This is a genomic window from Polaribacter sejongensis, from assembly GCF_038024065.1.
In the GTDB taxonomy this organism is placed as follows: domain Bacteria; phylum Bacteroidota; class Bacteroidia; order Flavobacteriales; family Flavobacteriaceae; genus Polaribacter; species Polaribacter sejongensis.
On record NZ_CP150667.1, the window covers coordinates 2,723,004 to 2,746,979 of the forward strand.

Consider the following 23,976-nt stretch of genomic DNA (forward strand, 5'->3'; position numbering starts at 1 on the left):
TATTATTCATCAAGTTTTTTAAATGCAACACATGCATTATGTCCACCGAAACCAAAAGTATTACTCATAGCAATATTAATATCGCGCTTTTGAGCTTTATTTAAAGTTAAGTTTAATTCTGGATTGATATTTTCATCTACATTAACATGATTAATTGTTGGAGGTACAATACCATTTTTCATGGCTAAAATTGCAGCTATAGACTCTATAGCTCCTGCAGCTCCCAACAAGTGACCTGTCATAGATTTTGTAGAATTAATATTAATGTTTTTAGCATGTTCTCCAAAAACTGCAGAAATTGCTTTCAATTCTGCAACATCTCCTAAAGGAGTTGAAGTACCATGTGTATTAATATGATCTACATCTTCTGGTTTAATACCTGCATTTTCTAAGCAGTTATTCATTACAGCAATCACACCAATTCCTTCTGGATGTGGTGCCGTCATATGGTGAGCATCAGAAGACATTCCTCCTCCAATAACCTCAGCATAAATTTTTGCTCCCCTAGCTTTAGCATGCTCATAGCTTTCTAAAACCAAAGCACCTGCTCCTTCACCTAATACAAAACCATCTCGTTCTGCATCAAAAGGTCTAGATGCTGTTTCTGGACTTTCGTTTCTTGTAGATAAGGCATGCATGGCATTAAAACCACCAACACCAGAAATTACAACTGCAGCTTCCGAACCACCAGTTACAATAACATCACAAGTACCTAAACGAATATAATTTAAAGCATCAATCATTGCGTTAGCAGATGACGCACATGCAGAAACCGTAGTATAATTTGGCCCCATAAATCCATTTTTAATAGAAATATTTCCTGGCGCAATATCTGCAATCATTTTTGGGATAAAAAATGGGTTAAATTTTGGTGTACCATCTCCGGCTCCAAAATTTATAGCTTCGTTTTGAAAAGTTTCTAAGCCTCCAATTCCTGCTCCCCAAATTACACCAACGCGTAATTTGTTTAATTTTTCTAGATCAAAATTTGCATCTGCAATTGCTTCATCTGAAGCAACCATTGCATACTGCGTAAATGGATCCATTTTTCTAGCGTCCTTTCTATTAATAAAGTCCGTTACCTCGAAGTTTTTTAATTCACATGCAAAACGAGTTTTGAACTTGGCAGCATCAAACCGCTTGATAGGTGCTGCACCGCTAACTCCGTTAACTAAAGCATTCCAATACTCTTCAATATTATTACCAATTGGCGTAAGTGCGCCAAGTCCAGTGACTACAACTCGTTTTAACTGCATATAAATTTACTTTTTAGCTTCTTCAATATAGCTTACTGCTTGACCTACTGTTCCGATGTTCTCTGCTTGATCATCTGGTATTTGAATATCAAATTCTTTTTCGAATTCCATAATTAATTCAACAGTATCCAAAGAATCTGCTCCTAAATCGTTTGTGAAGCTAGCTTCTGTTGTTACTTCGTTATCGTCTACGCCTAATTTGTCTACGATAATAGCTTTTACTCTTGATGCAATGTCTGACATAATTTTGTGTTTTTTAAAATTTTAATCGGGGCAAAAATACAAATCTTAGCAATTAAAACTAATTTTTGTCCCGAAAATGATTCTTAAAAGTAAATAAAAATATTTAATCTTCTCTTAAAATAATCAATTTGTTAATAATTATTCTTTTTTTTGTAGCTTAGAAATGAAGTTATGAAGCGTATTGTTATTTTTGCATCTGGTTCTGGAACGAACGCAGAAAACATTATTAAATTTTTTAATCATACTAAAACCGCTAAGGTTACTACTGTGCTATGTAACAATGAACATGCCAAAGTATTTGATAGATGTAAAAAATTAGACATCAAATGTTTACATTTTAAAAAAGAAGCTTTTTTTACTTCGGATGAAGTGCTAAACCTATTAAAAGAGCAGGCAGATTACATTATTTTAGCTGGTTTTTTATGGAAAATTCCAACCAAAATTATCGATGCTTTTCCGAATAAAATCATAAATATTCATCCTGCATTATTGCCAAAATATGGCGGAAAAGGGATGTATGGAATGAACGTTCATAAAGCGGTAAAAGAAAATAAAGAATCAGAAACGGGTATTACAATTCACTATGTAAATGCCAATTATGATGAAGGTGCCATCATTTATCAGGCAAAAACAGCCTTAAACGAGGAAGATTCTCCCGAAAAAATTGCAGAAAAGATCCATATTTTAGAGCAACGTTACTTTCCTAGAGTTATTGAAGATGTAATTTTAGCTATAAATGAGTAAAAAAAAGTTTTATGTAGTTTGGAACGGACACAGAAAAGGGGTTTTTACGTCTTGGAAAGTCTGTAAAAAGCAAATTGATGGTTTTGAAGGTGCTCAATATAAATCGTTCGCAGATTTAAATGAAGCCGAAATAGCTGCAACCAAAAGTTATGCAGACTATGTAGGGAAAGACACTAAAAAGAAAACGTTATCATCAACAGAAAAAGAAAAAATTGGGAGACCTATTTTAGAAAGTATTTCTGTGGATGCAGCTTGTTCTGGAAATCCTGGTAAAATGGAATACAGAGGCGTTTTAACGCATAATAAGCAACAAATTTTTATAAAAGGCCCATTTGCTAGAGGAACTAACAATATTGGCGAATTCCTAGCTCTAGTGCACGGAATTGCTTTGTTAAAGAGCAAGAACAAGGAAAATATTCCTATTTATTCCGATTCTAAAATTGCCATGAGTTGGGTAAAGCAGAAAAGATGCAAAACCAACATGCATTTTGATGCTTCTAACAAAGATTTATTAGAGTTGATAAAAAGAGCTGAAACTTGGCTAAAGAATAACACGTATAAAAACCCAATTCTTAAATGGGAAACCAAAGCTTGGGGAGAAATTCCTGCGGATTTTGGGAGGAAGTAAAAAAGTACGCAGTTGGCAGTAACAGTTTTCAGTTGCTTACTGTTGTGGAAATTATTACTGAACACTCTAGTATATCCAATACTAAATAGTAGAATTCTTGTTATTACGTACAACTTGTCCCTTTAAAGTAATGAGAAGTCGCATGACAGTGATAATCAACAAGACTTAAAATCATAAAAAGAAGACAAGAGTTAGAGCTCTCTCAAACAGATTTAACCATTAAATTAAACATGACCACAAGTGGATGTCTTAATAAAGAGAAAGAGACTTTAAACTAGATCTTTTAAGGCTATTTTACAGTTGTAGGCTGTTTAAATATGGGTACTAAAACACTTTTTTTTAAGCTAAATTATCAACTTTTATTATAAAACAAAACCCCGAAACTAATAATTAGCTTCGGGGTTTTTATATTTATAAATTTACTTTAAGATTGATTTGTAAAAAATCGCAATGATATTTAAATTAGCTTATTATAAATTAGCTTTCATCAACTCTCTATTCATACGAGCTATATTGTCTAAAGAAATTCCTTTAGGACATTCTACCTCACAAGCCCCTGTATTTGTACAGTTTCCAAAACCTTCTAAATCCATTTGAGCTACCATGTTTTGTACACGATCTGCAGCCTCTATTTGTCCTTGTGGTAATAAAGCATACTGAGATACTTTTGCACCTACAAATAACATTGCAGAAGAGTTTTTACACGTTGCTACACAAGCACCACAACCAATACAAGCTGCTGCATCCATAGCCTCATCCGCTGCATGTTTAGAAATAGGCAACGAGTTAGCATCTTGTGTATTACCAGAAGTGTTTACAGAAATGTAACCACCTGCTTGCTGAATACGCTCAAAAGCCATTCTATCTACAATTAAATCTTTAATTACAGGAAATGCTGATGCTCTGAAAGGCTCTATAGTAATAGTTTCTCCATCATGAAACATACGCATGTGTAATTGACAGGTAGTAATACCTCTATCTGGCCCATGTGCTTCTCCATTAATATATAAAGAACACATACCGCAAATACCTTCACGACAATCATGATCAAAAGCAACAGGTTCTTCACCTGAATTAACCAATTGTTCATTCAAAACATCCATCATTTCTAAGAAAGACATATGCTCTGAAATATCAGTCACTTTATAGTCTACCATTTGACCCTTTGAACCAGCGTCTTTTTGTCTCCAAATTTTAAGTGTTAAATTCATTTTGTCTTTCTTATTTGTATGAACGTTGTTTAAGTTCTATATCTTTAAATTCTAATTCTTCTTTATGTAAAACTGCGTCTGCAGGTTCTCCTTTATATTCCCAAGCAGATACAAAAGCAAAATCTTTATCATTACGTTTTGCTTCTCCTTTTTGCTCACCGTCTAATTCTACAGATTCTTCTCTAAAGTGTCCACCACAAGATTCATTTCTTACTAAAGCATCTTTAGCAAACAATTCTCCTAATTCTAAGAAATCTGCTACACGTCCTGCTTTTTCAAGCTCTACATTCATTTCGTTTGCAGTACCAGGAACCATTACGTCTTTCCAGAACTCTTCACGAATTGCTTTAATTTCTGCCATAGCAGCTTTTAAATCTTTTTCGTTACGAGACATACCTACTTTATCCCACATTACTTTTCCAAGACGTTTGTGGAAATGGTCTACAGATTTTGTTCCTTTATTGTTCAAGAAGAAATCGATTCTATCTGTTACTTCTTTTTCAGCCTCATCAAACTCTTTAGTATCGGTTGCAATCGCTCCCGTTCTAATATCATCAGATAAATAATCTCCAATTGTATAAGGTAATACAAAATAACCATCAGCTAAACCTTGCATTAAAGCAGAAGCTCCAAGTCTGTTTGCACCATGATCAGAGAAGTTAGCTTCACCAATACAGTATAAACCTTCTACAGTAGTCATTAGGTTATAATCTACCCAAACACCACCCATTGTATAGTGTGTTGCTGGATAAATCATCATTGGAGTTTCATATGGGTTTTCAGCGATGATTTTTTCATACATCTGAAATAAGTTTCCGTATTTTTCTTCAATAATTGCTTGTCCTAATTCTATAATTTTTTCGTTAGAAGCATTTTTAATACCATGAATCTTAGCTTGCTCTTTACCATAACGTTGAAAAGCAGAAGCAAAATCTAAATACACAGCTTCACCTGTTGCATTTACACCATAACCAGCATCACAACGCTCTTTTGCTGCTCTAGAAGCAACATCACGTGGTACTAAGTTACCAAAGGCAGGGTAACGTCTTTCTAAGTAATAATCTCTATTTTCTTCAGCAATTTCAGTAGGCTTTAATTTACCTTGCTGAATTAATTTTGCATCTTCTATTCTTGCAGGAACCCAAATTCTACCATCGTTACGTAAAGATTCAGACATCAAAGTTAATTTAGACTGATAATCTCCTGAACGAGGAATACATGTTGGGTGAATTTGTGTATAACAAGGATTTGCGAAATACGCTCCTTTTTTATGGATTTTCCAAGCTGCAGTAGCATTAGAACCCATTGCATTTGTAGATAAGAAATACACGTTTCCGTAACCTCCCGTTGCAATTACAACAGCATGTGCAGAATGACGTTCTATTTCTCCTGTAATTAAATCTCTCGCAATAATTCCTCTTGCTTTTCCTCCAACTTTAACAACGTCTAACATTTCATGACGATTGAACATCTCAATCTTACCACGAGCAATTTGACGGTTCATTGCAGAATAACATCCTAATAATAATTGTTGTCCTGTTTGTCCTTTTGCATAAAAAGTTCTAGAAACTAAAACTCCACCAAAAGAACGGTTATCTAATAAACCACCATAATCACGTGCAAAAGGAACTCCTTGTGCCACACATTGATCTATAATGTTACCAGATACTTCTGCCAAACGGTGTACGTTTGCTTCACGAGAACGGTAATCTCCTCCTTTTACAGTATCGTAAAACAATCTGTAATTAGAATCCCCATCTCCCATGTAATTTTTTGCTGCGTTAATTCCACCTTGTGCTGCAATTGAATGCGCTCTACGAGGAGAATCTTGGTAAGCAAATGCTTTTACGTTATATCCTAATTCTGCTAACGTTGCTGCTGCAGAACCTCCTGCTAAACCTGTACCAACAACAATAATATCAATATTACGTTTGTTAGCTGGATTTACAAGATCTATTTTATCTTTATAAGTTGTCCATTTATCTTTAATTGGACCTTCTGGTATTTTTGAATCTAAAGCCATAGTTATAAGATTAATGGTTAATGATTAAAATGATGAAACAATGCAACAATGATAAATCCTAAAGGAATAATTATAGAATATATTTTACCAAAGTTTTGTAATGCTTTTTTTCTACCTGCAGTAACTCCCATAGATTGGAAAGCAGATGTAAAACCGTGTGCTAAATGCAATCCTAAGAAAACAAAAGCGATAACATAAAATGCAACTCGCCAAAGAGGTACAAATTTTTCTTGTAACTCATGAAAATATCTTACAGGATCTTCTGGTAATGCTGCAATGTATTTATGGTTAACTTCTGGAATCCAGAAATCTATAAAGTGAAGTACAATAAAAGCCAAAATAGCTGCTCCACTCCAAATCATGTTTCTACTCATCCAAGATGAATTAGCTGCACCATTGTTTTTAGCATAAGCAACTCCGTTTGCTTTTTTGTTTTTTATTTCTAAAATAAAACCTAATACAAAGTGAAAAATAACACCAAAAACTAATACAGGTTGCAACGCAAATTGTACTAAAGGATTGGTTCCCATAAAATGAGACAACTCATTAAAGAGTTCTTCACTAAAGAGTGATGTAATATTTACCGCTAAATGTATAATTAAGAAAAACATGAGGAAGAATGCGGAAAGCGCCATGGCTACCTTTCTCCCAACTGAAGATTTGAAAAATCCGCTCATTGTATAAATGTATAATTAAGTTATAATTGTTCTTTTACAAATGTACCATTTAGATACGCTCTACTGAAATAATAATGGTTGTTTTTTGGTTATTTAGAATCGTTTTAAGGTGATGATTTTGTTTTAAATATTACTTTATTTTTTAGCGTGTTATAACACTGCCATTACTTCTGCTACAATAATTATAAGAACCAATGAAAAAGGATACACAGCTGCATAAGCAATTTGAGGAGCATCCGAATCGGTCATAGAATCTGTTGCACTTAATCCTGGTGTAGAAGTCATACCTCCTGTTAAGGCTCCTAAAACAGACAAAAAGTTTATTTTTAATAGGAATCGTCCAACAAGAACAGTAATAATCATAGGAATTAAGGTAATTAAAGCACCGTATAAAAATAAAATAAAACCATGTTTTTCAATTGCTGAAATTAAACTTTGTCCTGCTTTTAAACCAACAGGAGTAAGAAATAATAAAAGCCCAAACTGACGTAATATTTGGTTTGCAGGACCCGATAAATTCCAAATTACAGTAGCAAACTTTCCTTTCCAACTTAAAAATATAGAAGATAAAAGCACACCTCCTGTAAGACCTAATTTTAAACCAATTCCTCCTAAAGGAATAGCAATAGCACCTACAAGAATACCGATAACAATACCAAATGCTACAGGTAAAAAACTTGTTTGTCCTATTCTTTTTAAACTATCTCCAAAGAGTTGCGTCACCGCAGGAACATTCCCTTTAGAGCAAGAAACTAAAATTTTATCACCATATTTTATTTTGGTTGATGGATGCGGAGCTAAATCGATACTAGCTCTTCTAATACGTGTTATGGTAGCAGAATAATTTTCTAGAAGATTAAGTTCTTCAATGGTTTTATTTACCACAGCATCATTACTTACTACATACCATTTTACTTCGTATGTTCCACTTCTAGGGATTTTAATATCGGTAACTTTACCTAATAAAACCTCTATTCTTTGCAACGCATTTACCGTACCTACTGCTTTTATAATATCTCCCGTTTCTAAAATAGTATCTTTTGTTGGAGAAATAGGCAACTGATTAGGCTTCATAATACGTGAAATATTCGCTTTGGTCATAAAACGAATTCTCAATTCTCTAATCGTTTTACCATTTACGTTTTCATTAGAGATAATTAGGTTTTTATTGATCACCATTGGAGTGCTAGATTTCGATTTTTCTTCAAAATCTTTTTCTTCTTTTTCGATGTTCACCCTAAACAACGAAGGACCTAATTTTACAAATAAAATAACACCTAAAACTCCAAACGGATATGCAATACCATAACCAATAGACGCTAAAGGAGATTGAGAAGCCTCTATAGAAGCAGCCAAACCAGGTGTAGATGTTAGTGCTCCTGTTAGTAAACCACTCATCATATTCATATCTACATCATAAATATAAGAAATAGACACTGCAGTAATACCACCTGTTAGAACTGTAATTCCTGCTAAAACAATTAACTTAGCTCCTTGTTCTTTAAAAGAGCTAAAAAAAGAAGGTCCTGCTTGCATACCAATGGTGTAAATAAATAACACCAAACCTACACTTTGAATAATTGGAGGAATATTAAAGGTAATGCCGTTTAAATTGTACAGATATCCAAAAAAGATAGCGACAAAAATAACCGCAGAAGTATCAAAACTTATCCCTTTTATACGAATGTTTCCTAGGGCGATTCCTAAACCAATAACTAGAAATAACACAAAGTAATCTTTAGTGAGTAATTCTAAAAAAAATTCCATAATTTTTAATATTAATTTTATTATTTTTTATAAAAATTGACTTTAATTTAAGTAGACAAAAGTAGGTCTTTAGTGTATTTAATTTTTATGATAATTATCACTAGAAACCTTGCTGTTACTGATATTTTAAAACTACACGCTCTCCAACTACTATATCTATTGAACGAATACGTTGTAGTACATTTTATCAATTAAAATGAGCCATTTATTTAGTATCCGAGGAGATTAGACATTTATCATTTTTCCACTTCCCCATAAGTTCCTCTTTCTGAATTACTTCTCCATTGCATGTCAAAAAATTCCCTTTTTCGTCCTTTTTTATAATTTTCATTTTACCTTTCTCAATAGCATTTACAATTCTATAAACCAACCCGTTTTTAGAAACAATACTTCCTTTTGCAATTAATTTTAAGCCTTCCTCATTATTGTGTAAATCCATTTCAGTTGAAATTTCATCTGGCACAACACCATCTTCTAATTTTTGTTTCTTGTACGTTAAATAATTTTCTTTTTCATGTGCCTCCCCTAAAGAACGAGCAGCATTTTCACCCATTTCTTGCGCTAGTCTTGCCATCCAATAAGCATGTCTAAAAGCATCTACCTGCCCACCTGCTCCATCTTTATCTAACAAATCTGTTTTTGCAATTGAATCTGAAACCCTATTTGTTTCTTTAGAAATTTCTAAAGATTTTGTCGCCTTAAAAGGATGAAAAAATACCCATTTTTTAATTGGTGGAGAGAGCTTAAAAAAACTTTTAAAATTAGATTGTCCAAATGAATGTACAGTAAAAAGTATCGTTAAAAGAAATAGTGTCTTTTTCATTTTGAAAATAATGATTTGTAAAAAACAAAAATACTCCTTTTAATCGAAAAACAAATTGATGCGTAAACTTCCATACCACTTATTTTTAAAAAAACATTCAACAGCAAACTCCTTTATGAGTCTTAATTTCAAAGTAGTAATACTTGATATTAATCAATTTTAAAAATTTAGTACAAAAAAAATCATCTTAATTATAAAAATTAAAATGATTTAAATATATGTTTTTAAAAAACAGGAATCACTTCCTAAAAAATTGAAGAAATTGGGGGAAACCTTAATTATTTGTAGCAAAACTAAAGTTAATTAAAAACATTTTTAGATAATAATACTCCAAAAAACTGTAGAAATGGGAAAATAAATAAGAATTCACCTACTTTTTTAAGTGAAAACGGCTTTTAAATTATAGAAACTTAATGTTATTCGAATAAATTCAAAAAAACATTACACATATTTTTTTCTAAACTCTTCTGGTGTAGAATTAGTGTGTTTTTTAAAATATTTATACAAATTGGTAGGCTCATTAAAACCAGTTTTAAAAGCAATTTCTTTTATAGAAAGATTATAATGTATCAGCAATCTTTTCACTTTAATTATAACAGTATCATCTATAAACTCTTTAGCAGATTTGTTTGCTATAAATTTTACAACCATATTAAGCTTCTTTGCAGAATACCCTAACTTATTTGCATAATCATACACTTTTTTAGTTTTGTAGTAATCTTCTTCTAGTAAATTTTGAAATATAATAAACTCTTTTAAATACCTACTTTGTTGCAAAGTGTTATAGCCTGTCGATTTAATTCTATAAATCAAAGTAATTAAAATATGTAATAAACTCCTTATCAGTTTAAAAGAATAAATATCATTTACAACTAAAACCTCTTTTTCTATTCCTTTTATTAATTTAAAAATACTCTCAAAATCGCAGTCTTTTAATTGTGTTTTTGGAGAAACTAATAACTCATTAAACATCTGAATTGCATTTGCAACCTCAATTTCATTTAAATAACTATTTAAAAACTCTTCTTTAAAACATAATAGAAAACCTTTTGTTGCCTTATTTAAATAAAACCGATGCATTTGATCTTTTCTAATAGCCAAAATAGTCCCTTTATCATATTCATAATCAGAAAAATCTATTGAGTGTTTACCTTTTCCTTCTGTTATAAAAATTAATGCATAAAAATCTACTTTATGATTTTTTGTAAGAATTTCTTCACTTTCAAACTTATCTAAGTCTTGAAAATTAACAATATCAAAATTTGATTGCTGGAGTTTTAAGTAATTATGGGTTCTGTGTAGGGTAATTGACATCTATTTAAGGTATTAAAACCTCTAAAATACAGATTATTATTTTAGTCCTTTTATAATTATTGTATTTCCATTAAAAACAATTGCATCTTCCATCTTTTTACCTAACAACAACTTACCGATTGGGGACGAAACAGAAATAGCAAAATACACTACATTATCAACTGTAAGTTGACCTGCAGAAATAGATAAAAAATAATTAGCCATAGTTGTTTCAATCACCGTGCCTAAATGCGCAATATTAGACGTTTTAGAAACATCAATTTTAGCTAAAATTTCTTTCATTTGTGTAATTCCGGCAAGTTGCTGACTCGCTTTTTCCATTTCTAACTGCAACATGGCTCTACCAGTTTCATGCTTATCGCCAGCAGAACTTTTAGTTTCTGATTGCAATGCTTTTTGATTAGAGGATATAATTTCAGTAACCGTGTTTAAGCGTTTATTTACAAAAGCTTCACACTGCTTATAAAGTGCTTCTTTAACTTTTAATTGCGTCATATATTATTTTTATTTTTCTAAAGAAAACACAAAGGCACCATAATTTCCATGATGCGAAATTGAGCAAGATTTGGTTAATAATTTTTCCTTGTGATAAAACAAAGGAGCTCCAATAATTGTTTTTACTTTTACGATTTCATCGGATAAAACTCCTGTTTCTATCGACAATTGTGTTTTTAAATCGATATAAATATTTTTTGATGCGCCAATCTTTAAAAAAATAGCAACCTTACTGCTCTCTTCTTTGGCAATTGTATGAATATAAAGTGGATTATAACTTGTACTTGTGCAATATTTATTTTCTTCAAAAAGAACAAACCCTTCTGTTTTAGAAACTAAACTACATTCAAATTTTTGAGGTGCAAAAAAGCGCTTTTCTATTTTTTGAGTATAACATTTATAAGCCGCTTCTTTCATAGACCAAAATTGCCAAACTTTAAAAAAAGGATTCTCAGCATCATGGATTTCTTCTTGTTCATTTTGGGTGAATTGTTTCTCTAAAAATCCTTTTCGCAGCCAATTACTTTCCGTTCTAGCAAGGTTTAAATCTACAATATCATTGCCAATATTATGCATCCATTTTAGATTGAATTACAGCAATAGTAGCTTTTACAGAAAGCATTTTCTCCATAGAATCGTTGTCTATTTCTATTTTAAACTCATCTTCTACATCTAAAATAATATCTACCAAATTTGCAGAATTTATTTCTAAATCATTTATAAAATCTGTTTCTTCTGATAAATTTTTAAAACCTTCTTCGTTTTGAATATATGGTTTTACAATAACAGTTAATTTCGATATAATTTCTTCTTTTGTCATTTTTATAGTTATTTACACTTCGACAAGCTCAGTGTGACATTGTTAGTTTTTATTGTTCCAGCGTTTTTAATTATTAACTTTCATAAATTTATATCAAAAATTAAAAACACTAATTAACGCTACGCATATCAGTCTGAGCCTGTCAAAGTCTATTTTTCATATTTCTTAAAGATAACACATGCGTTTACGTCACCAAAACCAAAACTTGCTTTTGCTAAAATAGTAATGCTTTTCTCAATCAATTTAGTCGGAATTTTATCTGTAGAAATTAATTCAGAAATTTCCGGATGAACATCTTCACAATTGATATTCGGAAACACAAACTGTTCTTTAATTTGCAAAACGGAAGCCACAGATTCAATAGCACCAGAAGCAGCCAAACAATGGCCAACCATAGACTTTAAAGAGTTAATAGTTGGAAAATCAGTTCCTCTTCTTTGCAATGCTTTGGTCCAATTTTCTATTTCTAAACTGTCTTTAGAAGTAGCTGTTAAATGTCCGTTTATTACATCTATTTCATCTGCAGAAATACAAGCATCTAAAATTGCATCTGTAATACATTTCTGAACAGCTTCTGCATTCGGAGCCGTTAACGTTCCGCCATTTCTTTGTCCGCCAGAATTTATATTTCCACCTAAAACCTCTGCATAAATTGTAGCTTTTCTTTCTAAAGCACTTTCTAAAGATTCTAAAACCAAAGCTCCCGCTCCACTTCCAGGAACAAAACCAGACGCAGTTTCACTCATCGGTCTCGATCCTTTTTCTGGCGTTTCATTGTGCTTATAAGACATCACTCTCATGGCATCAAACCCACCCCAAGTATACAAACTACTATCACTAGAACTGCCGACCAACATTCTTTTTGCCTTTCCGTTTTTAATACGTTCAAAACCTAATAACAAGGCTTCTGTACCCGTTGTACAAGCAGATGAATTTGTGGTTACTTGGTTTCCTAAACCTAAAATCCCGCCTAAATATGCCGAAATTCCGCTTGCCATTGTTTGCACTACAGAAGTACTTCCTAAACGTCTTACATTTTGATCGTCAATTTTATAAATTGCTTCTCTAAATTTTTCAATTCCCGAGGTTCCTGTTCCAAAAATTAAACCAGAATCATAGTCTAATTTAGAGTTCTCATCTACAGAAAAACCTGCATCTTTCCAGGCATCAATTCCTGCCATACAACCGTATAAAATCGACGTACTGTTAAATCCCCGTAATTGTAAAGGTGTTAAATAGGCTGCTTTTTTTTCTTCGGAAACCTCAGGGATTCCACCAATACAGCAAGAAAAACCTTTGTCTTTTAAATTTTGATGAAAGGTAATCCCCGATTTCCCTGTTTTTATTGCATTTGTAAATTCTTGCAAACCAACGCCATTTGGCGCAACAACCCCTAAACCCGTAATTACAACTCTGTTTTTCATTTTTAAATATTTAGACCTCACAGGTTTTAAAAACCTGTGAGGTCTATTAAAATTAACCTTTTATCATGCCAGAAATGGTTCCTCTGCAAACCAATTCATTTTTCTCATTCACCATTTTTACTTTGCACTTTAACTTATTGAATCTAAAAAATTCTTTCTCCGAAATTACAGTTACTTTTTCATTCGGTAAAACCGGTAAATAGAAATCAACCTGATTAGAAGTTAACGCAATTTGTAGTTTTTTTTCTTCGGATAAAATTTCGTCTTTTAATAAATAAATACCCAAACACACAACACCAATTTGTGCCATGGTTTCCGTTAGAATAACACCTGGCGTAATCGGATTTCCTTTAAAATGGCCTTCATAAAAAAAGGCACTTTCGTTGAAGGTGTAATTTCCAGTAACTCCATTTTCTGAAATTTCTGTGAGTTCATCAACAAACAAAAAAGGCGTTGTATAAGGAAGATTTTTTATGATTTCTATTTGGTTCATTTATTTAGTTTAACAGACCTCACAGGTTTTTAAAACCTGTGAGGTCTAATTCAAATTCAATTACCATTCCAACAATATTCGCTGTGCCGAAAAACCAGGACCAAAACTTAACATAAGCCCTCTTTCTCCTTTTGCCGGATTCCGATCCATAAATCGTTCTAAAACATACAAAACAGTTGCGCTGGACATATTACCGTACAAACGTAAAACTTCTTTTGTATCGTCTATATTTTTGCCTAAAACACCGAATAAATCTTCTACCGTTTGTACAATTTTCTTTCCTCCTGGATGAAAAATTAAGTGGTCTACATCATCAATCGTTAAATTATTTCGTTCTAAAAAAGGATGCACAATTGCCGGAAAATGATCTGATATTTTCTGAGGAACTTCCTTATCCAATATCATTTGCAAACCTGTATTTACCAATTTAAATCCCATCATAGAAGTCGCATCGTAAAAATGATACATCGCTTCATCAATAACTGCAGGTCCTTCATCATCTCCATAAGAAGATAAAATAACCGCAGAAGCTCCATCACCAAAAATAGCAGCACTTACAATATTTGTCATCGAATAATCTTCTAACTGAAACGTTGCTGTTGGTGCTTCTACTGCAATTACGGCTGCTCTTTTATTAGGGTTTGCCTTTAAAAAATTCTTTGCATAAATAATTCCAGAAACTCCTGCTGCACAACCCATTTCTGTAACAGGTAAACGCACAATATCTTGTTTCATTTGCAGGGAATTAATCAAATAAGCATCCATAGACGGAATCATAATTCCGGTACAACTTACGGTAATTATATAATCGATATCCGTAGGTTTTAAACTCGCTTTTTTTAAAGATTTTTTTAAAGATTGTTCTGCTAATTTTACAACTTCACGTGCGTAAATATCATTTTTTTCCTCAAAAGAAGTTGCTATAAAAACCTCTTCTGGATCCATAATAGAATAGCGCTTGTCTACGCCTGCTCCTTCAAAAAGTTTAATCACTTTTCTTTGAAAACGAGTATCTTGATCTTGCATCCATAATTTTACAAACGGAATAATATCTTTTGTTTCTCTGTGATATTTTGGAAGTTGTTTTGCAACTGATGTTATTTTTACTTTCATATTAATGTATTACACAGAGATTCACAGAGTTTTTTCACAGAGATTCTCGGAGGTTTATATATAATTTTTTGATACGTATTTCACTGATTATCGACTATTTTGTGTTTAATTTTTTCTAATTTATGTCAACTTTAAATTAAAAACCTAAAACCTTGAACTCTTAAGTATCCACTGAAAACGGAATGCCCATTTCCAAGAAATTTGTGGTTTTACATTTAATTTTTGAGAGACTCCTTCTAAATCTTTTCTTTTGAATCCTCTTAAAACAGATGTTAATCCGTCTTCAATAATCATTTTATTTTTGATAAAAAGAGACAACAACATAAACAGATAATACGCTAATTTATGTCGATGCAAATCATTCACTACAATTCCTATTTTTGTTTGTTTTAGTGTATTTCCTAGAAAAGAAACCAATTGTTCTTCTTTAAAATGATGTAAAAATAAGGTTGCCAATACCACATCGAATTGTCTGTTTTTAAAAGCTTCAGAAAAAATATCTTCCGTTTTAAAACTCAGTTCTGGAAATGCTGCCGATAATTCATTTGCGTACGCTATTGCTGTTGGGTTTGCATCTATGCCTAACAGCTTCATTTTATAGCCTTTTTTCCTTCCGAATTTTGCTACATCTCGTAAAATATCTCCATGACCACAACCAATATCTACAATGGTTAACTCTTGTTCTTTTGGATGATTTTTTAATACTTTTTTCAGTGAATTTAAAGTTACTAAATTTCCGCCTAAATACCGATTTATATTTTCTAATTTATCTAAAGTATCTCGCAGCAAATCTCCGCCAATAGAAAAATCATCCATCAGTTCTTCTTTGTCTGTTCTATTTTTTGTGCTGATAAAAAAATCCATTAAACTTTCATTGGTTTACCATGTGTTTGCTTGATTATTATGGGTAATAAAAAAGGTAGTTTCTTTAATATTTGAAGTAAAATAGCTGCAATTTTATCTTTTCGAAATAACATTGCAATAAAATGACCTGCTTTCAAACGCAAACTAAATTTTTTATTCCACTGTCTAATATATTGCTTTTCGAGCTCTTTTCTAGATATATTTTCACCATTCAAGTAATTTAAAATCAATTTAGATGCAATTTGTGCCGATTGAATTGCCATACTCATTCCGTTTCCACAAAGCGGATGAATCATTCCTGCAGAATCGCCGCACATTAAAATATGGTTTTCTACTGGTTTTTTGGTTTCAAAAGAAATCTGACTTATCGTTAATGGTTTCTCGAAAATTGCTTCAGAATTATCGAAAATTTCTTTTAAATACTGATTTTTAAAAACGACTTGCTCCTGAAAATCATCAATGTTTTTATACTTTTTAAAGGACTCATAATTGGTGATATAACACAAATTAATTGCATTTTTTTCCACTTTAGAAACACCACAATAACCACCTTTAAAATTATGAAGTGCTACTAAATCTTCTTTAAAATTTCCTTTTACATGAATTTTAACACCTAAATAAGGTGATTTTTTCTTGATAAACTCGCGTTCCATTTTCACATCTAATAAAGAACGTTTGCCAAAAGCTCCAATGGTAATTTTAGAAGTGAAGGTATTATTTTCTTTCGTTTCAACGGAAAATACATCATTTTCAAAAGCAACATTTATGACGGAATCTTTTAAAATTGTAACACCATTTTTTATTGCTTTTTCTGATAAAAGAAGATCTAATTGATATCGTGAAATCCCGAATCCGCCCAAAGGTAACTTTGCCGAAATAAGATTATTCTTTGTAGTTGATAATTGAAATTCAGAGATTTTAACAGCACCAAAATTAAACGGATTAATCTCTAAAAAGTCTAAATAAGGTAAAACTTCATTCGAAATATATTCTCCACAAACTTTGTGCTTCGGATATTCATTTTTCTCAATTAACAAAACCTTTTTATTAAATTTTGATAAATGAATTGCGTTACATAAACCCGCTAAACCACCACCAATAATAATTACATCTGCAACTAAATTGCTTTTATTATAACTATCTGTGTTTATAGGTTTTTTCATTTTAATCTATTGACTTTTACAATGCTTTTTCAAAACAAATACTATTTTCTACTCCTTTGTATTGTCCGTAATTTGGAATCTTTTTATAATTGCATTTGGTATAAAATTTTACTGCTTCCACTTGTCTTTCACCAGTTTCTAGCACACATTTTTTATATCCTAATTCTTTAGCCCAAATTTCTAATTCTTGTAATACTTTTTTAGCAACTCCTTTTCCTCTATCATCCGGAGAAACAAACATTCTTTTTACCTCTACAGAAGTATTATCAAACTTTTTTATTGCTCCACAGCCAACTGCTTTTTTATCAACAGAAACAACCACTACATTCTTTAAAACATCAATATTATTAAACTGATTATAAAAAGCATGTTCTGCTCCATCCTTCATTTTTAAGTAGGCATCTAACTGTTTTACCAAATTAATAAAATCTGGGTTTTCAGAATTTGTTCTGATAATTTCTATTTTCATTTTTAATGTTATTTATGTCATTTTAAACCCGATAAAAAATAATGAACCCGAAATAATAACCTACAATTTAGTCTTTTCTCTAATAAGATGTATGGTTTTTCCTTTCAGTTTGTCATTTCGACCTTTTGAGAGAAATCACATAAAGTTACTCTGTTTAATGTTTTCTAGATTATGAGATTTCTCCTATCGTCGAAATGACAATTGGAAGTATTATTAATCCTTTTCATTTTTAGGCAAGCCTACGGGAATTGAACTCTTCATAATTTAAATTAACAAATTACTAAGTAATCCTTACCATAATTTTGTAGCATACAAAAAGACGCTTAGCGTCAGAATTCAAACTTTAATTGTACCCAAACAGGTTCTTTATTTTCGGTATTTAAATTACCAAAAGATAAGCCTAATAAACGAACTGAATTTGTAATTTTATCTTGAAACAACAATTCTTTTACAACAGGAAAAAACTCGTTTTTGGTCTGCATAAAATATTCCTTGGTTTTACTTCTTGTCTGTTGTGTAAAATCTGAATATTTAATTTTTAAAGTAATTGTCTTTCCTTTTGTATCTGTTTTGGTCATGCGTCTTTCTAACTCATCCGCAATTTTCTCTAACTTTTCTATCATAAATATTTCCGAAGAAATATTTTCACTAAAAGTTCTCTCTGCAGCAACAGACTTTCTAATTCTGTTTGGTTTTACTGCGCTATTATGAATTCCGCGAACAATATTATAATAATGAGCACCCGATTTCCCGAAAGATTTAATCAGTTCTTCTAAGGTTTTTTTCTTTAAATCATTCCCAACAAATATGCCTAAATTATACATTTTTGCAGCGGTAACTTTACCCACTCCATAAAACTTATTGACGGGTAATTCTTCTAAAAACTGAATTACCTCATCTGGATGCACTGTTTTTTGTCCGTTAGGCTTGTTAATATCCGAAGCTACTTTTGCTATAAATTTGTTTATCGAAATTCCAGCGGAAGCTCTTAATCCAGTTTCTTCAAAAATTCGCTCTCTGATTTCCTTGGCAATGGTATTTGCAGATGGATTTCCTTTTTTATTCTCTGTAACATCTAAATACGCTTCATCTAAAGAAAGTGGCTCAACCAAATCTGTATACTCGTAAAAAATGTCTCTAACTTTTTGTGATATTTCTTTATAGCGAGGGAAATCACTATCAACAAAAATTAAATGCGGACATTTTTGCTTTGCCAACGTACCGCTCATGGCAGATTTTACTCCAAATTTACGAGCTTCATAACTCGCTGCAGAAATAACCCCTCTTCTACCTTCTCCACCTACTGCAATTGCTTTCCCTCTTAATTCGGGGTTGTCTAACTCTGCTACAGATGCGTAAAACGCATCCATATCTACATGAATTATTTTTCTAAAAGGTGGTTGCAATTCCATGTTTCGAAAATACAAAATGAGTTCTCAATCTATCAATATTTTGTTATAATATTCATAATTCATTTTAAAGCGTTCTATCAACAATAAAAACTACTTAGTACATTAATTTACATCAACAGGAATTTAATATTTTCTTACAATCTGCAAAAGTATAAGATCAATCTAAAATAGTATCGCGGTCTATAAAATGGTCAATTAAAAGAGCCATCAATAAAACCAATTGTTTAATTGGGTTTGTTAATGAAAGTTTGTTATTTTTCTTCGACTTATATCGTATATTTGCAGACAATTTAGATTTAATCTATTTAAAATTATGATAAAAGTTTCAGACACAGCAAAGAAGAAAGTCATAGAATTAATGACTGACGATGGCTTTAATGCAGTAACCGATTTTGTACGCGTTGGTGTAAAAAGTGGTGGTTGTTCAGGTTTATCTTACGATTTAACTTTTGATAACAAACAAGAAGAAAACGATAAAGTTTTTATAGAGAATGATGTAAAAATCATTGTTGATAAAAAAAGCTTTTTATATTTAGTAGGAACCACCTTAGAATATTCTGGAGGTTTAAACGGAAAAGGATTTGTATTTAACAACCCAAACGCAAATAGAACTTGTGGTTGTGGAGAATCATTCTCACTTTAAAAATTTAAGAAAAAGATGTCAAAGTATACAGAGGAGCAGCTAGAAGAAGAATTAAAAACCCAAGAATATAAATACGGTTTTTATACAGATATAGAAAGTGACACATTTCCTGTAGGATTAAGTGAAGATGTTGTTCGCGCAATTTCTAAAAAGAAAAACGAGCCAGAATGGATGACTGAATGGCGTTTAGAAGCGTACAGGGTTTGGGAAAAAATGGAAGAACCAGAATGGGCAAATGTGCATTATGAGAAACCAAAGTTTCAAGACATTGCTTATTATTCTGCACCAAAAAAGAAGCCACAGTTAAACTCTTTAGATGAAGTAGATCCAGAATTATTAGACACTTTTAAGCGTTTAGGAATCTCTTTAGATGAGCAAAAAAAATTAGCTAATGTAGCTGTAGATATTGTAATGGATTCTGTTTCTGTTGCGACTACTTTTAAGAAAACATTAGGTGAAAAAGGTATTATTTTTATGCCTATTTCTGAAGCAATTCAAGAACACCCAGAATTGGTTAAAAAATATTTAGGAACCGTTGTACCAACAACAGACAACTTTTATGCAGCATTAAATTCGGCAGTTTTTTCTGATGGATCTTTTTGTTACATTCCAAAAGGTGTAAAATGTCCGATGGAACTTTCTACCTATTTCAGAATTAACGAAGGAGGAACAGGACAGTTTGAAAGAACTTTAGTTGTTGCAGACAAAGGTAGTTATGTTTCTTATTTAGAAGGATGTACAGCACCAAGTAGAGATGAAAATCAATTACACGCAGCTGTTGTAGAATTAATTGCATTAGATGATTCAGAAATTAAATATTCTACCGTACAAAACTGGTATCCTGGGAATAAAGAAGGAAAAGGTGGAGTTTACAATTTTGTTACTAAAAGAGGTATTTGCGAAAACAATGCAAAAATTTCTTGGACACAAGTAGAAACTGGTTCTGCTGTAACATGGAAATATCCTTCTTGTATTTTAAAAGGAAATAACTCTGTAGGTGAATTTTATTCTATTGCAGTTACTAATAATTTTCAACAAGCAGATACCGGAACAAAAATGATTCACTTGGGTAAAAACACCAAGTCTACCATTATATCTAAAGGTATTTCTGCAGGTAATTCTCAAAACTCTTATAGAGGTTTGGTACATATTGGAGCAAGAGCAGAAAACGCTCGTAACTTCTCACAATGTGATTCTTTATTAATGGGTAACGCTTGTGGAGCACACACTTTCCCTTATATAGAAGCTAAGAATAAATCGGCACAAATAGAACACGAAGCAACTACAAGTAAAATTGGTGAAGAACAATTATTTTACTGTAACCAACGTGGTATAGATACAGAAAAAGCCATTGCTTTAATTGTAAACGGATTTAGTAAAGAGGTTTTAAATAAATTACCAATGGAATTTGCAGTGGAAGCTCAAAAATTATTGGAAATCAGTTTAGAAGGAAGTGTTGGATAATTAATTACCAACCATAAGATATATAATTATTAAAATAATGCTTCTAGCCAAAAGCTAAAAGCCAATAGCATAAAAAGGATGTTAAAAATAGAGAATTTACAAGCGAGTATTGATAATAAATCAATTTTAAAAGGATTGAATTTAGAAGTAAAAGCAGGTGAAGTACATGCAATTATGGGACCTAATGGTGCTGGTAAAAGTACTTTAGCAAATATTATTGCAGGAAAAGAAGATTATGAAGTTACTGCTGGTACAATTGAGTTAAATGGTGAAGATATTAGTGAATTAGCACCGGAAGAAAGAGCACATAACGGTGTGTTTTTATCTTTTCAATATCCTGTAGAAATTCCTGGAGTTTCTGTAACAAACTTTATTAAAACTGCTATTAACGAAACTCGTAAAGCAAAAGGTTTAGAAGACATGCCAGCAAAAGACATGTTAAAGATGATCCGAGAAAAATCTGAATTGTTAGAAATAGACCGTAAATTCTTATCTCGTTCTTTAAACGAAGGTTTTTCTGGAGGAGAAAAGAAACGTAACGAAATTTTTCAAATGGCAATGCTAGAGCCAAAATTAGCTATTTTAGATGAAACAGATTCTGGTTTAGATATTGATGCTTTGCGTATTGTTGCAAACGGTGTAAATAAATTAAAATCTAAAGACAACGCTGTTATTGTAATTACACACTACCAACGTTTATTAGATTATATCGTACCAGATTTTGTACACGTTTTACACGATGGTAAAATTGTAAAAAGTGGAGACGCTTCTTTAGCTTTGGAATTAGAAGCAAAAGGATATGACTGGATTAAACAAGAATTAGTTTAAAATGTTTCTTGTTTCTATTGTTTAAAGTTTCATGTTTTGGCAACTATAAGAAGATTCGAAGATTTAGAAATATGGCAACTAGCTAGAAAATTAGCTCAGCAAGTTATTTTTATTTCTAAAAATACTGATTTGAAAAAACGATTATCGTTTTAAAGATCAAATTAAAGCTTCTTCTGGTTCAGTAATGGATAACATTGCTGAAGGTTTTGAAAGGGATGGAAATTTAGAGTTTAGACAATATTTATCAATTGCAAAAGGTTCTGCTGGAGAAGTTCGTTCACAATCTTACAGACTCTTTGATTCGGAATATATTTCTGAAGAAAAATTAAACAATTTAATTATTGAATGTGAACATTTGAGTAAAAAAATAGCAAATTTTATCAGCTATTTAAATAAAAGAGATTTTAAAGGAACTAAGTTCAAGTAGTCACAACTTGAAACAAAAGAAACTTTAAACCTGAAACTTATAAAACAATGGAATTAAAAGATAAAATAGTATCGTCTTATGTTGCTTTTGAAAATGATGTAGATATCAATTCAGAAATACATGATATACGTACAAAAGCATTACAAAATTTTGAAGCACTAGGGTTTCCTACCAAAAAATTGGAAGAATGGAAATACACTTCTTTAAACTCAATTTTAAAACAAGATTATAGTATTTTCCCTAACAAAGAAAATAACGTTGAATTTGCAGATGTAAAACAGTATTTTATTCATGATATTGACACCTATAAAATTATTTTTATAGACGGAAAATACAGTTCTTTTCTTTCTGATGTAACACATGATGGAAAAGATATTTGTTTACTTTCTTCAGCAATATCAAAAGCTAAATATAGTCCTGTTATAGAAAACTACTTCAATAAAATTGCAAAACAAGATAATTTAACCTCGTTAAATACTGCATTCGCCAATGAAGGGGCTTACATTTATATTCCTAGAAATGTAGAAGTAGAAAAGCCTATTCAGATTATTAATTTTACAACAGGTTCGGAAGCTGCTACAATGATACAGCCAAGAAACTTAATTGTTGTAGAAGAAAATGCACACGTTCAAATTATAGAGCGTCACCAAAGTTTAACAGACAATGCTGTGTTGTCTAATGTTGTAACGGAGGTTTTTGCAGCTAAAAACTCTACGGTAGACATTTATAAAATTCAGAACGACAAAATAAATGCTTCTTTAGTAGATAATACGTACATAGAACAAAAAACAAACAGTGTTGTTTCTGTACATACATTCTCTTTTGGAGGAAATATCACCAGAAATAATTTAAATTTCTATCAACGTGGAGAACATATGGACTCTATCTTAAAAGGAATTACAATTATTGAAGGAAAACAACATGTAGATCACCACACTTTGGTACATCATATAGAACCAAATTGTGAATCTCATCAAGATTATAAAGGTATTTTTGACGAGCGCTCTACCGGTGTTTTTAATGGTAAAGTAATTGTAAATAAAGAAGCTCAAAAAACAAATGCATATCAACAAAACAACAATGTTTTAATTAGTGATAAAGCAACGATTAATGCAAAACCACAATTAGAAATTTTTGCTGATGATGTAAAATGTTCTCACGGTTGTACTATTGGTCAATTAGATGATGATGCTTTATTTTACATGCAACAACGTGGTATTCCTAAAAAAGAAGGGAAAGCATTGTTAATGTTTGCTTTTGCAAATACTGTCTTAGAAAGCGTTAAAATCCCAGAGGTAAAACAACGTATCACTAAATTAATTGCAGAGAAACTAAACGTTAATATTGGTTTCGAATTATAAATTTCGAAATTACTTTCTTATACAAAAAATAGAACCACGCAGATTGCGTGGTTTTTTTATATTTATAATTTTTGTAACTTTATAAAAAAACTGAAGATTATGAATAAAACAATTAAAACAGTATTATTAATAGCAGGAGTTGCATTACTTGTTTATGGAACTTACACTATGATACAACCAGAAACAGAAGTATCAATTGGCGATCTAGATTTAATAAAATCTCAAGACAACACCAATTCTTATATCACTATCGCACTAGGTATTGCTGCTGTAGCACTTAGTTTGATAAAAGGTAAAAATTAATAAACCTACCA

25 protein-coding genes and 1 pseudogene are annotated in these 23,976 nt (G+C 31.5%); 8 read left to right on the top strand and 18 right to left on the bottom strand.

Annotated features, from left to right (window positions below; all coding sequences use genetic code 11):
• Positions 1 to 2: 2 nt before the first annotated feature.
• The gene (gene fabF, locus WHD08_RS11440) at positions 3 to 1,256 is read right to left on the bottom strand and encodes a beta-ketoacyl-ACP synthase II (RefSeq protein WP_165731459.1); all 1,254 of its coding nucleotides are present in this window, start codon (positions 1,254 to 1,256) and stop codon (positions 3 to 5) included.
• A 6-nt stretch (positions 1,257 to 1,262) separates the two neighbouring features.
• Positions 1,263 to 1,499 carry an acyl carrier protein gene (locus WHD08_RS11445; protein ID WP_004569249.1) on the bottom strand — a complete coding sequence of 79 codons (237 nt, stop codon included), beginning with the start codon at positions 1,497 to 1,499 and terminating at the stop codon, positions 1,263 to 1,265.
• Between the two features lie 171 nt (positions 1,500 to 1,670).
• Between WHD08_RS11445 and WHD08_RS11450 the strand changes: the two genes are divergently transcribed.
• Complete coding sequence (locus WHD08_RS11450) at positions 1,671 to 2,243, top strand: phosphoribosylglycinamide formyltransferase (protein ID WP_208890743.1); 573 nt, start codon at positions 1,671 to 1,673, stop codon at positions 2,241 to 2,243.
• The gene (locus tag WHD08_RS11455) at positions 2,236 to 2,871 is read left to right on the top strand and encodes a viroplasmin family protein (protein WP_208890742.1); all 636 of its coding nucleotides are present in this window, start codon (positions 2,236 to 2,238) and stop codon (positions 2,869 to 2,871) included. Before WHD08_RS11450 ends, WHD08_RS11455 begins: the two co-directional genes overlap by 8 nt.
• Positions 2,872 to 3,341: 470 nt before the next feature.
• Here the strand turns inward: WHD08_RS11455 and WHD08_RS11460 are convergent, their stop codons facing one another.
• The 16 genes from WHD08_RS11460 to dinB form a co-directional block, all read right to left on the bottom strand.
• The gene (locus tag WHD08_RS11460; RefSeq protein ID WP_165731453.1) at positions 3,342 to 4,082 is read right to left on the bottom strand and encodes a succinate dehydrogenase/fumarate reductase iron-sulfur subunit; all 741 of its coding nucleotides are present in this window, start codon (positions 4,080 to 4,082) and stop codon (positions 3,342 to 3,344) included.
• A 10-nt stretch (positions 4,083 to 4,092) separates the two neighbouring features.
• Positions 4,093 to 6,105, bottom strand: coding sequence for a fumarate reductase/succinate dehydrogenase flavoprotein subunit (locus tag WHD08_RS11465; protein WP_165731452.1), 2,013 nt, complete (start codon positions 6,103 to 6,105; stop codon positions 4,093 to 4,095).
• A gap of 17 nt (positions 6,106 to 6,122) precedes the next feature.
• Positions 6,123 to 6,782: a succinate dehydrogenase cytochrome b subunit gene (locus WHD08_RS11470; protein ID WP_208890741.1), complete on the bottom strand. Its 660-nt coding sequence runs from the start codon at positions 6,780 to 6,782 to the stop codon at positions 6,123 to 6,125.
• Positions 6,783 to 6,932: 150 nt separating this feature from the next.
• Entirely contained in the window at positions 6,933 to 8,549 is a 1,617-nt protein-coding gene (locus tag WHD08_RS11475; protein ID WP_208890740.1) for an aspartate:alanine exchanger family transporter, read from the bottom strand.
• 205 nt (positions 8,550 to 8,754) lie between these two features.
• Positions 8,755 to 9,372, bottom strand: coding sequence for a DUF6973 domain-containing protein (locus WHD08_RS11480; protein WP_165731449.1), 618 nt, complete (start codon positions 9,370 to 9,372; stop codon positions 8,755 to 8,757).
• Positions 9,373 to 9,813: 441 nt separating this feature from the next.
• On the bottom strand, positions 9,814 to 10,686 hold the full coding sequence (locus WHD08_RS11485; RefSeq protein WP_165731448.1) for a helix-turn-helix domain-containing protein: 873 nt from the start codon (positions 10,684 to 10,686) through the stop codon (positions 9,814 to 9,816).
• A 36-nt stretch (positions 10,687 to 10,722) separates the two neighbouring features.
• The gene (locus WHD08_RS11490; protein WP_208890739.1) at positions 10,723 to 11,181 is read right to left on the bottom strand and encodes a 3-oxoacyl-ACP synthase; all 459 of its coding nucleotides are present in this window, start codon (positions 11,179 to 11,181) and stop codon (positions 10,723 to 10,725) included.
• A gap of 9 nt (positions 11,182 to 11,190) precedes the next feature.
• Positions 11,191 to 11,757: a 4'-phosphopantetheinyl transferase family protein gene (locus tag WHD08_RS11495; protein WP_208890738.1), complete on the bottom strand. Its 567-nt coding sequence runs from the start codon at positions 11,755 to 11,757 to the stop codon at positions 11,191 to 11,193.
• Positions 11,750 to 12,001, bottom strand: a complete 252-nt coding sequence (locus tag WHD08_RS11500) for an acyl carrier protein (protein ID WP_165731445.1) — start codon at positions 11,999 to 12,001, stop codon at positions 11,750 to 11,752. The genes WHD08_RS11495 and WHD08_RS11500 overlap by 8 nt, the downstream gene beginning before the upstream one ends.
• 149 nt (positions 12,002 to 12,150) lie before the next feature.
• Positions 12,151 to 13,425, bottom strand: a complete 1,275-nt coding sequence (locus tag WHD08_RS11505; RefSeq protein ID WP_208890737.1) for a beta-ketoacyl-[acyl-carrier-protein] synthase family protein — start codon at positions 13,423 to 13,425, stop codon at positions 12,151 to 12,153.
• Between the two features lie 52 nt (positions 13,426 to 13,477).
• Complete coding sequence (locus tag WHD08_RS11510; protein WP_208890736.1) at positions 13,478 to 13,918, bottom strand: 3-hydroxyacyl-ACP dehydratase FabZ family protein; 441 nt, start codon at positions 13,916 to 13,918, stop codon at positions 13,478 to 13,480.
• 60 nt (positions 13,919 to 13,978) lie between these two features.
• The gene (locus WHD08_RS11515; protein ID WP_208890735.1) at positions 13,979 to 15,031 is read right to left on the bottom strand and encodes a type III polyketide synthase; all 1,053 of its coding nucleotides are present in this window, start codon (positions 15,029 to 15,031) and stop codon (positions 13,979 to 13,981) included.
• Between the two features lie 144 nt (positions 15,032 to 15,175).
• The gene (locus tag WHD08_RS11520; RefSeq protein ID WP_208890734.1) at positions 15,176 to 15,895 is read right to left on the bottom strand and encodes a methyltransferase domain-containing protein; all 720 of its coding nucleotides are present in this window, start codon (positions 15,893 to 15,895) and stop codon (positions 15,176 to 15,178) included.
• Positions 15,895 to 17,058 carry an NAD(P)/FAD-dependent oxidoreductase gene (locus WHD08_RS11525; RefSeq protein WP_165731440.1) on the bottom strand — a complete coding sequence of 388 codons (1,164 nt, stop codon included), beginning with the start codon at positions 17,056 to 17,058 and terminating at the stop codon, positions 15,895 to 15,897. Before WHD08_RS11525 ends, WHD08_RS11520 begins: the two co-directional genes overlap by 1 nt.
• Positions 17,059 to 17,074: 16 nt before the next feature.
• Entirely contained in the window at positions 17,075 to 17,527 is a 453-nt protein-coding gene (locus tag WHD08_RS11530; RefSeq protein WP_165731439.1) for a GNAT family N-acetyltransferase, read from the bottom strand.
• Between the two features lie 329 nt (positions 17,528 to 17,856).
• A complete protein-coding gene (gene dinB, locus WHD08_RS11535; RefSeq protein WP_165731438.1) occupies positions 17,857 to 18,939 on the bottom strand; it encodes a DNA polymerase IV in 1,083 nt (360 codons plus the stop codon).
• A 313-nt stretch (positions 18,940 to 19,252) separates the two neighbouring features.
• On the opposite strand from dinB, the gene WHD08_RS11540 reads away from it, so the two are divergent.
• The 6 genes and pseudogenes from WHD08_RS11540 to WHD08_RS11565 all read left to right on the top strand — a co-directional run bounded on the left by WHD08_RS11540 (position 19,253) and on the right by WHD08_RS11565 (position 23,965).
• Entirely contained in the window at positions 19,253 to 19,582 is a 330-nt protein-coding gene (locus WHD08_RS11540; protein ID WP_165731437.1) for a HesB/IscA family protein, read from the top strand.
• A 15-nt stretch (positions 19,583 to 19,597) separates the two neighbouring features.
• On the top strand, positions 19,598 to 21,046 hold the full coding sequence (sufB, locus tag WHD08_RS11545; RefSeq protein WP_208890733.1) for a Fe-S cluster assembly protein SufB: 1,449 nt from the start codon (positions 19,598 to 19,600) through the stop codon (positions 21,044 to 21,046).
• 78 nt (positions 21,047 to 21,124) lie between these two features.
• Positions 21,125 to 21,874, top strand: coding sequence for a Fe-S cluster assembly ATPase SufC (gene sufC, locus WHD08_RS11550; RefSeq protein ID WP_165731435.1), 750 nt, complete (start codon positions 21,125 to 21,127; stop codon positions 21,872 to 21,874).
• A 36-nt stretch (positions 21,875 to 21,910) separates the two neighbouring features.
• Positions 21,911 to 22,301 (top strand): annotated as a pseudogene (locus WHD08_RS11555) (four helix bundle protein).
• A gap of 47 nt (positions 22,302 to 22,348) precedes the next feature.
• Positions 22,349 to 23,662 carry a Fe-S cluster assembly protein SufD gene (sufD, locus tag WHD08_RS11560; protein ID WP_165731434.1) on the top strand — a complete coding sequence of 438 codons (1,314 nt, stop codon included), beginning with the start codon at positions 22,349 to 22,351 and terminating at the stop codon, positions 23,660 to 23,662.
• A gap of 99 nt (positions 23,663 to 23,761) precedes the next feature.
• Entirely contained in the window at positions 23,762 to 23,965 is a 204-nt protein-coding gene (locus WHD08_RS11565) for a hypothetical protein (protein ID WP_165731433.1), read from the top strand.
• The last annotated feature ends 11 nt before the right edge of the window (positions 23,966 to 23,976 follow it).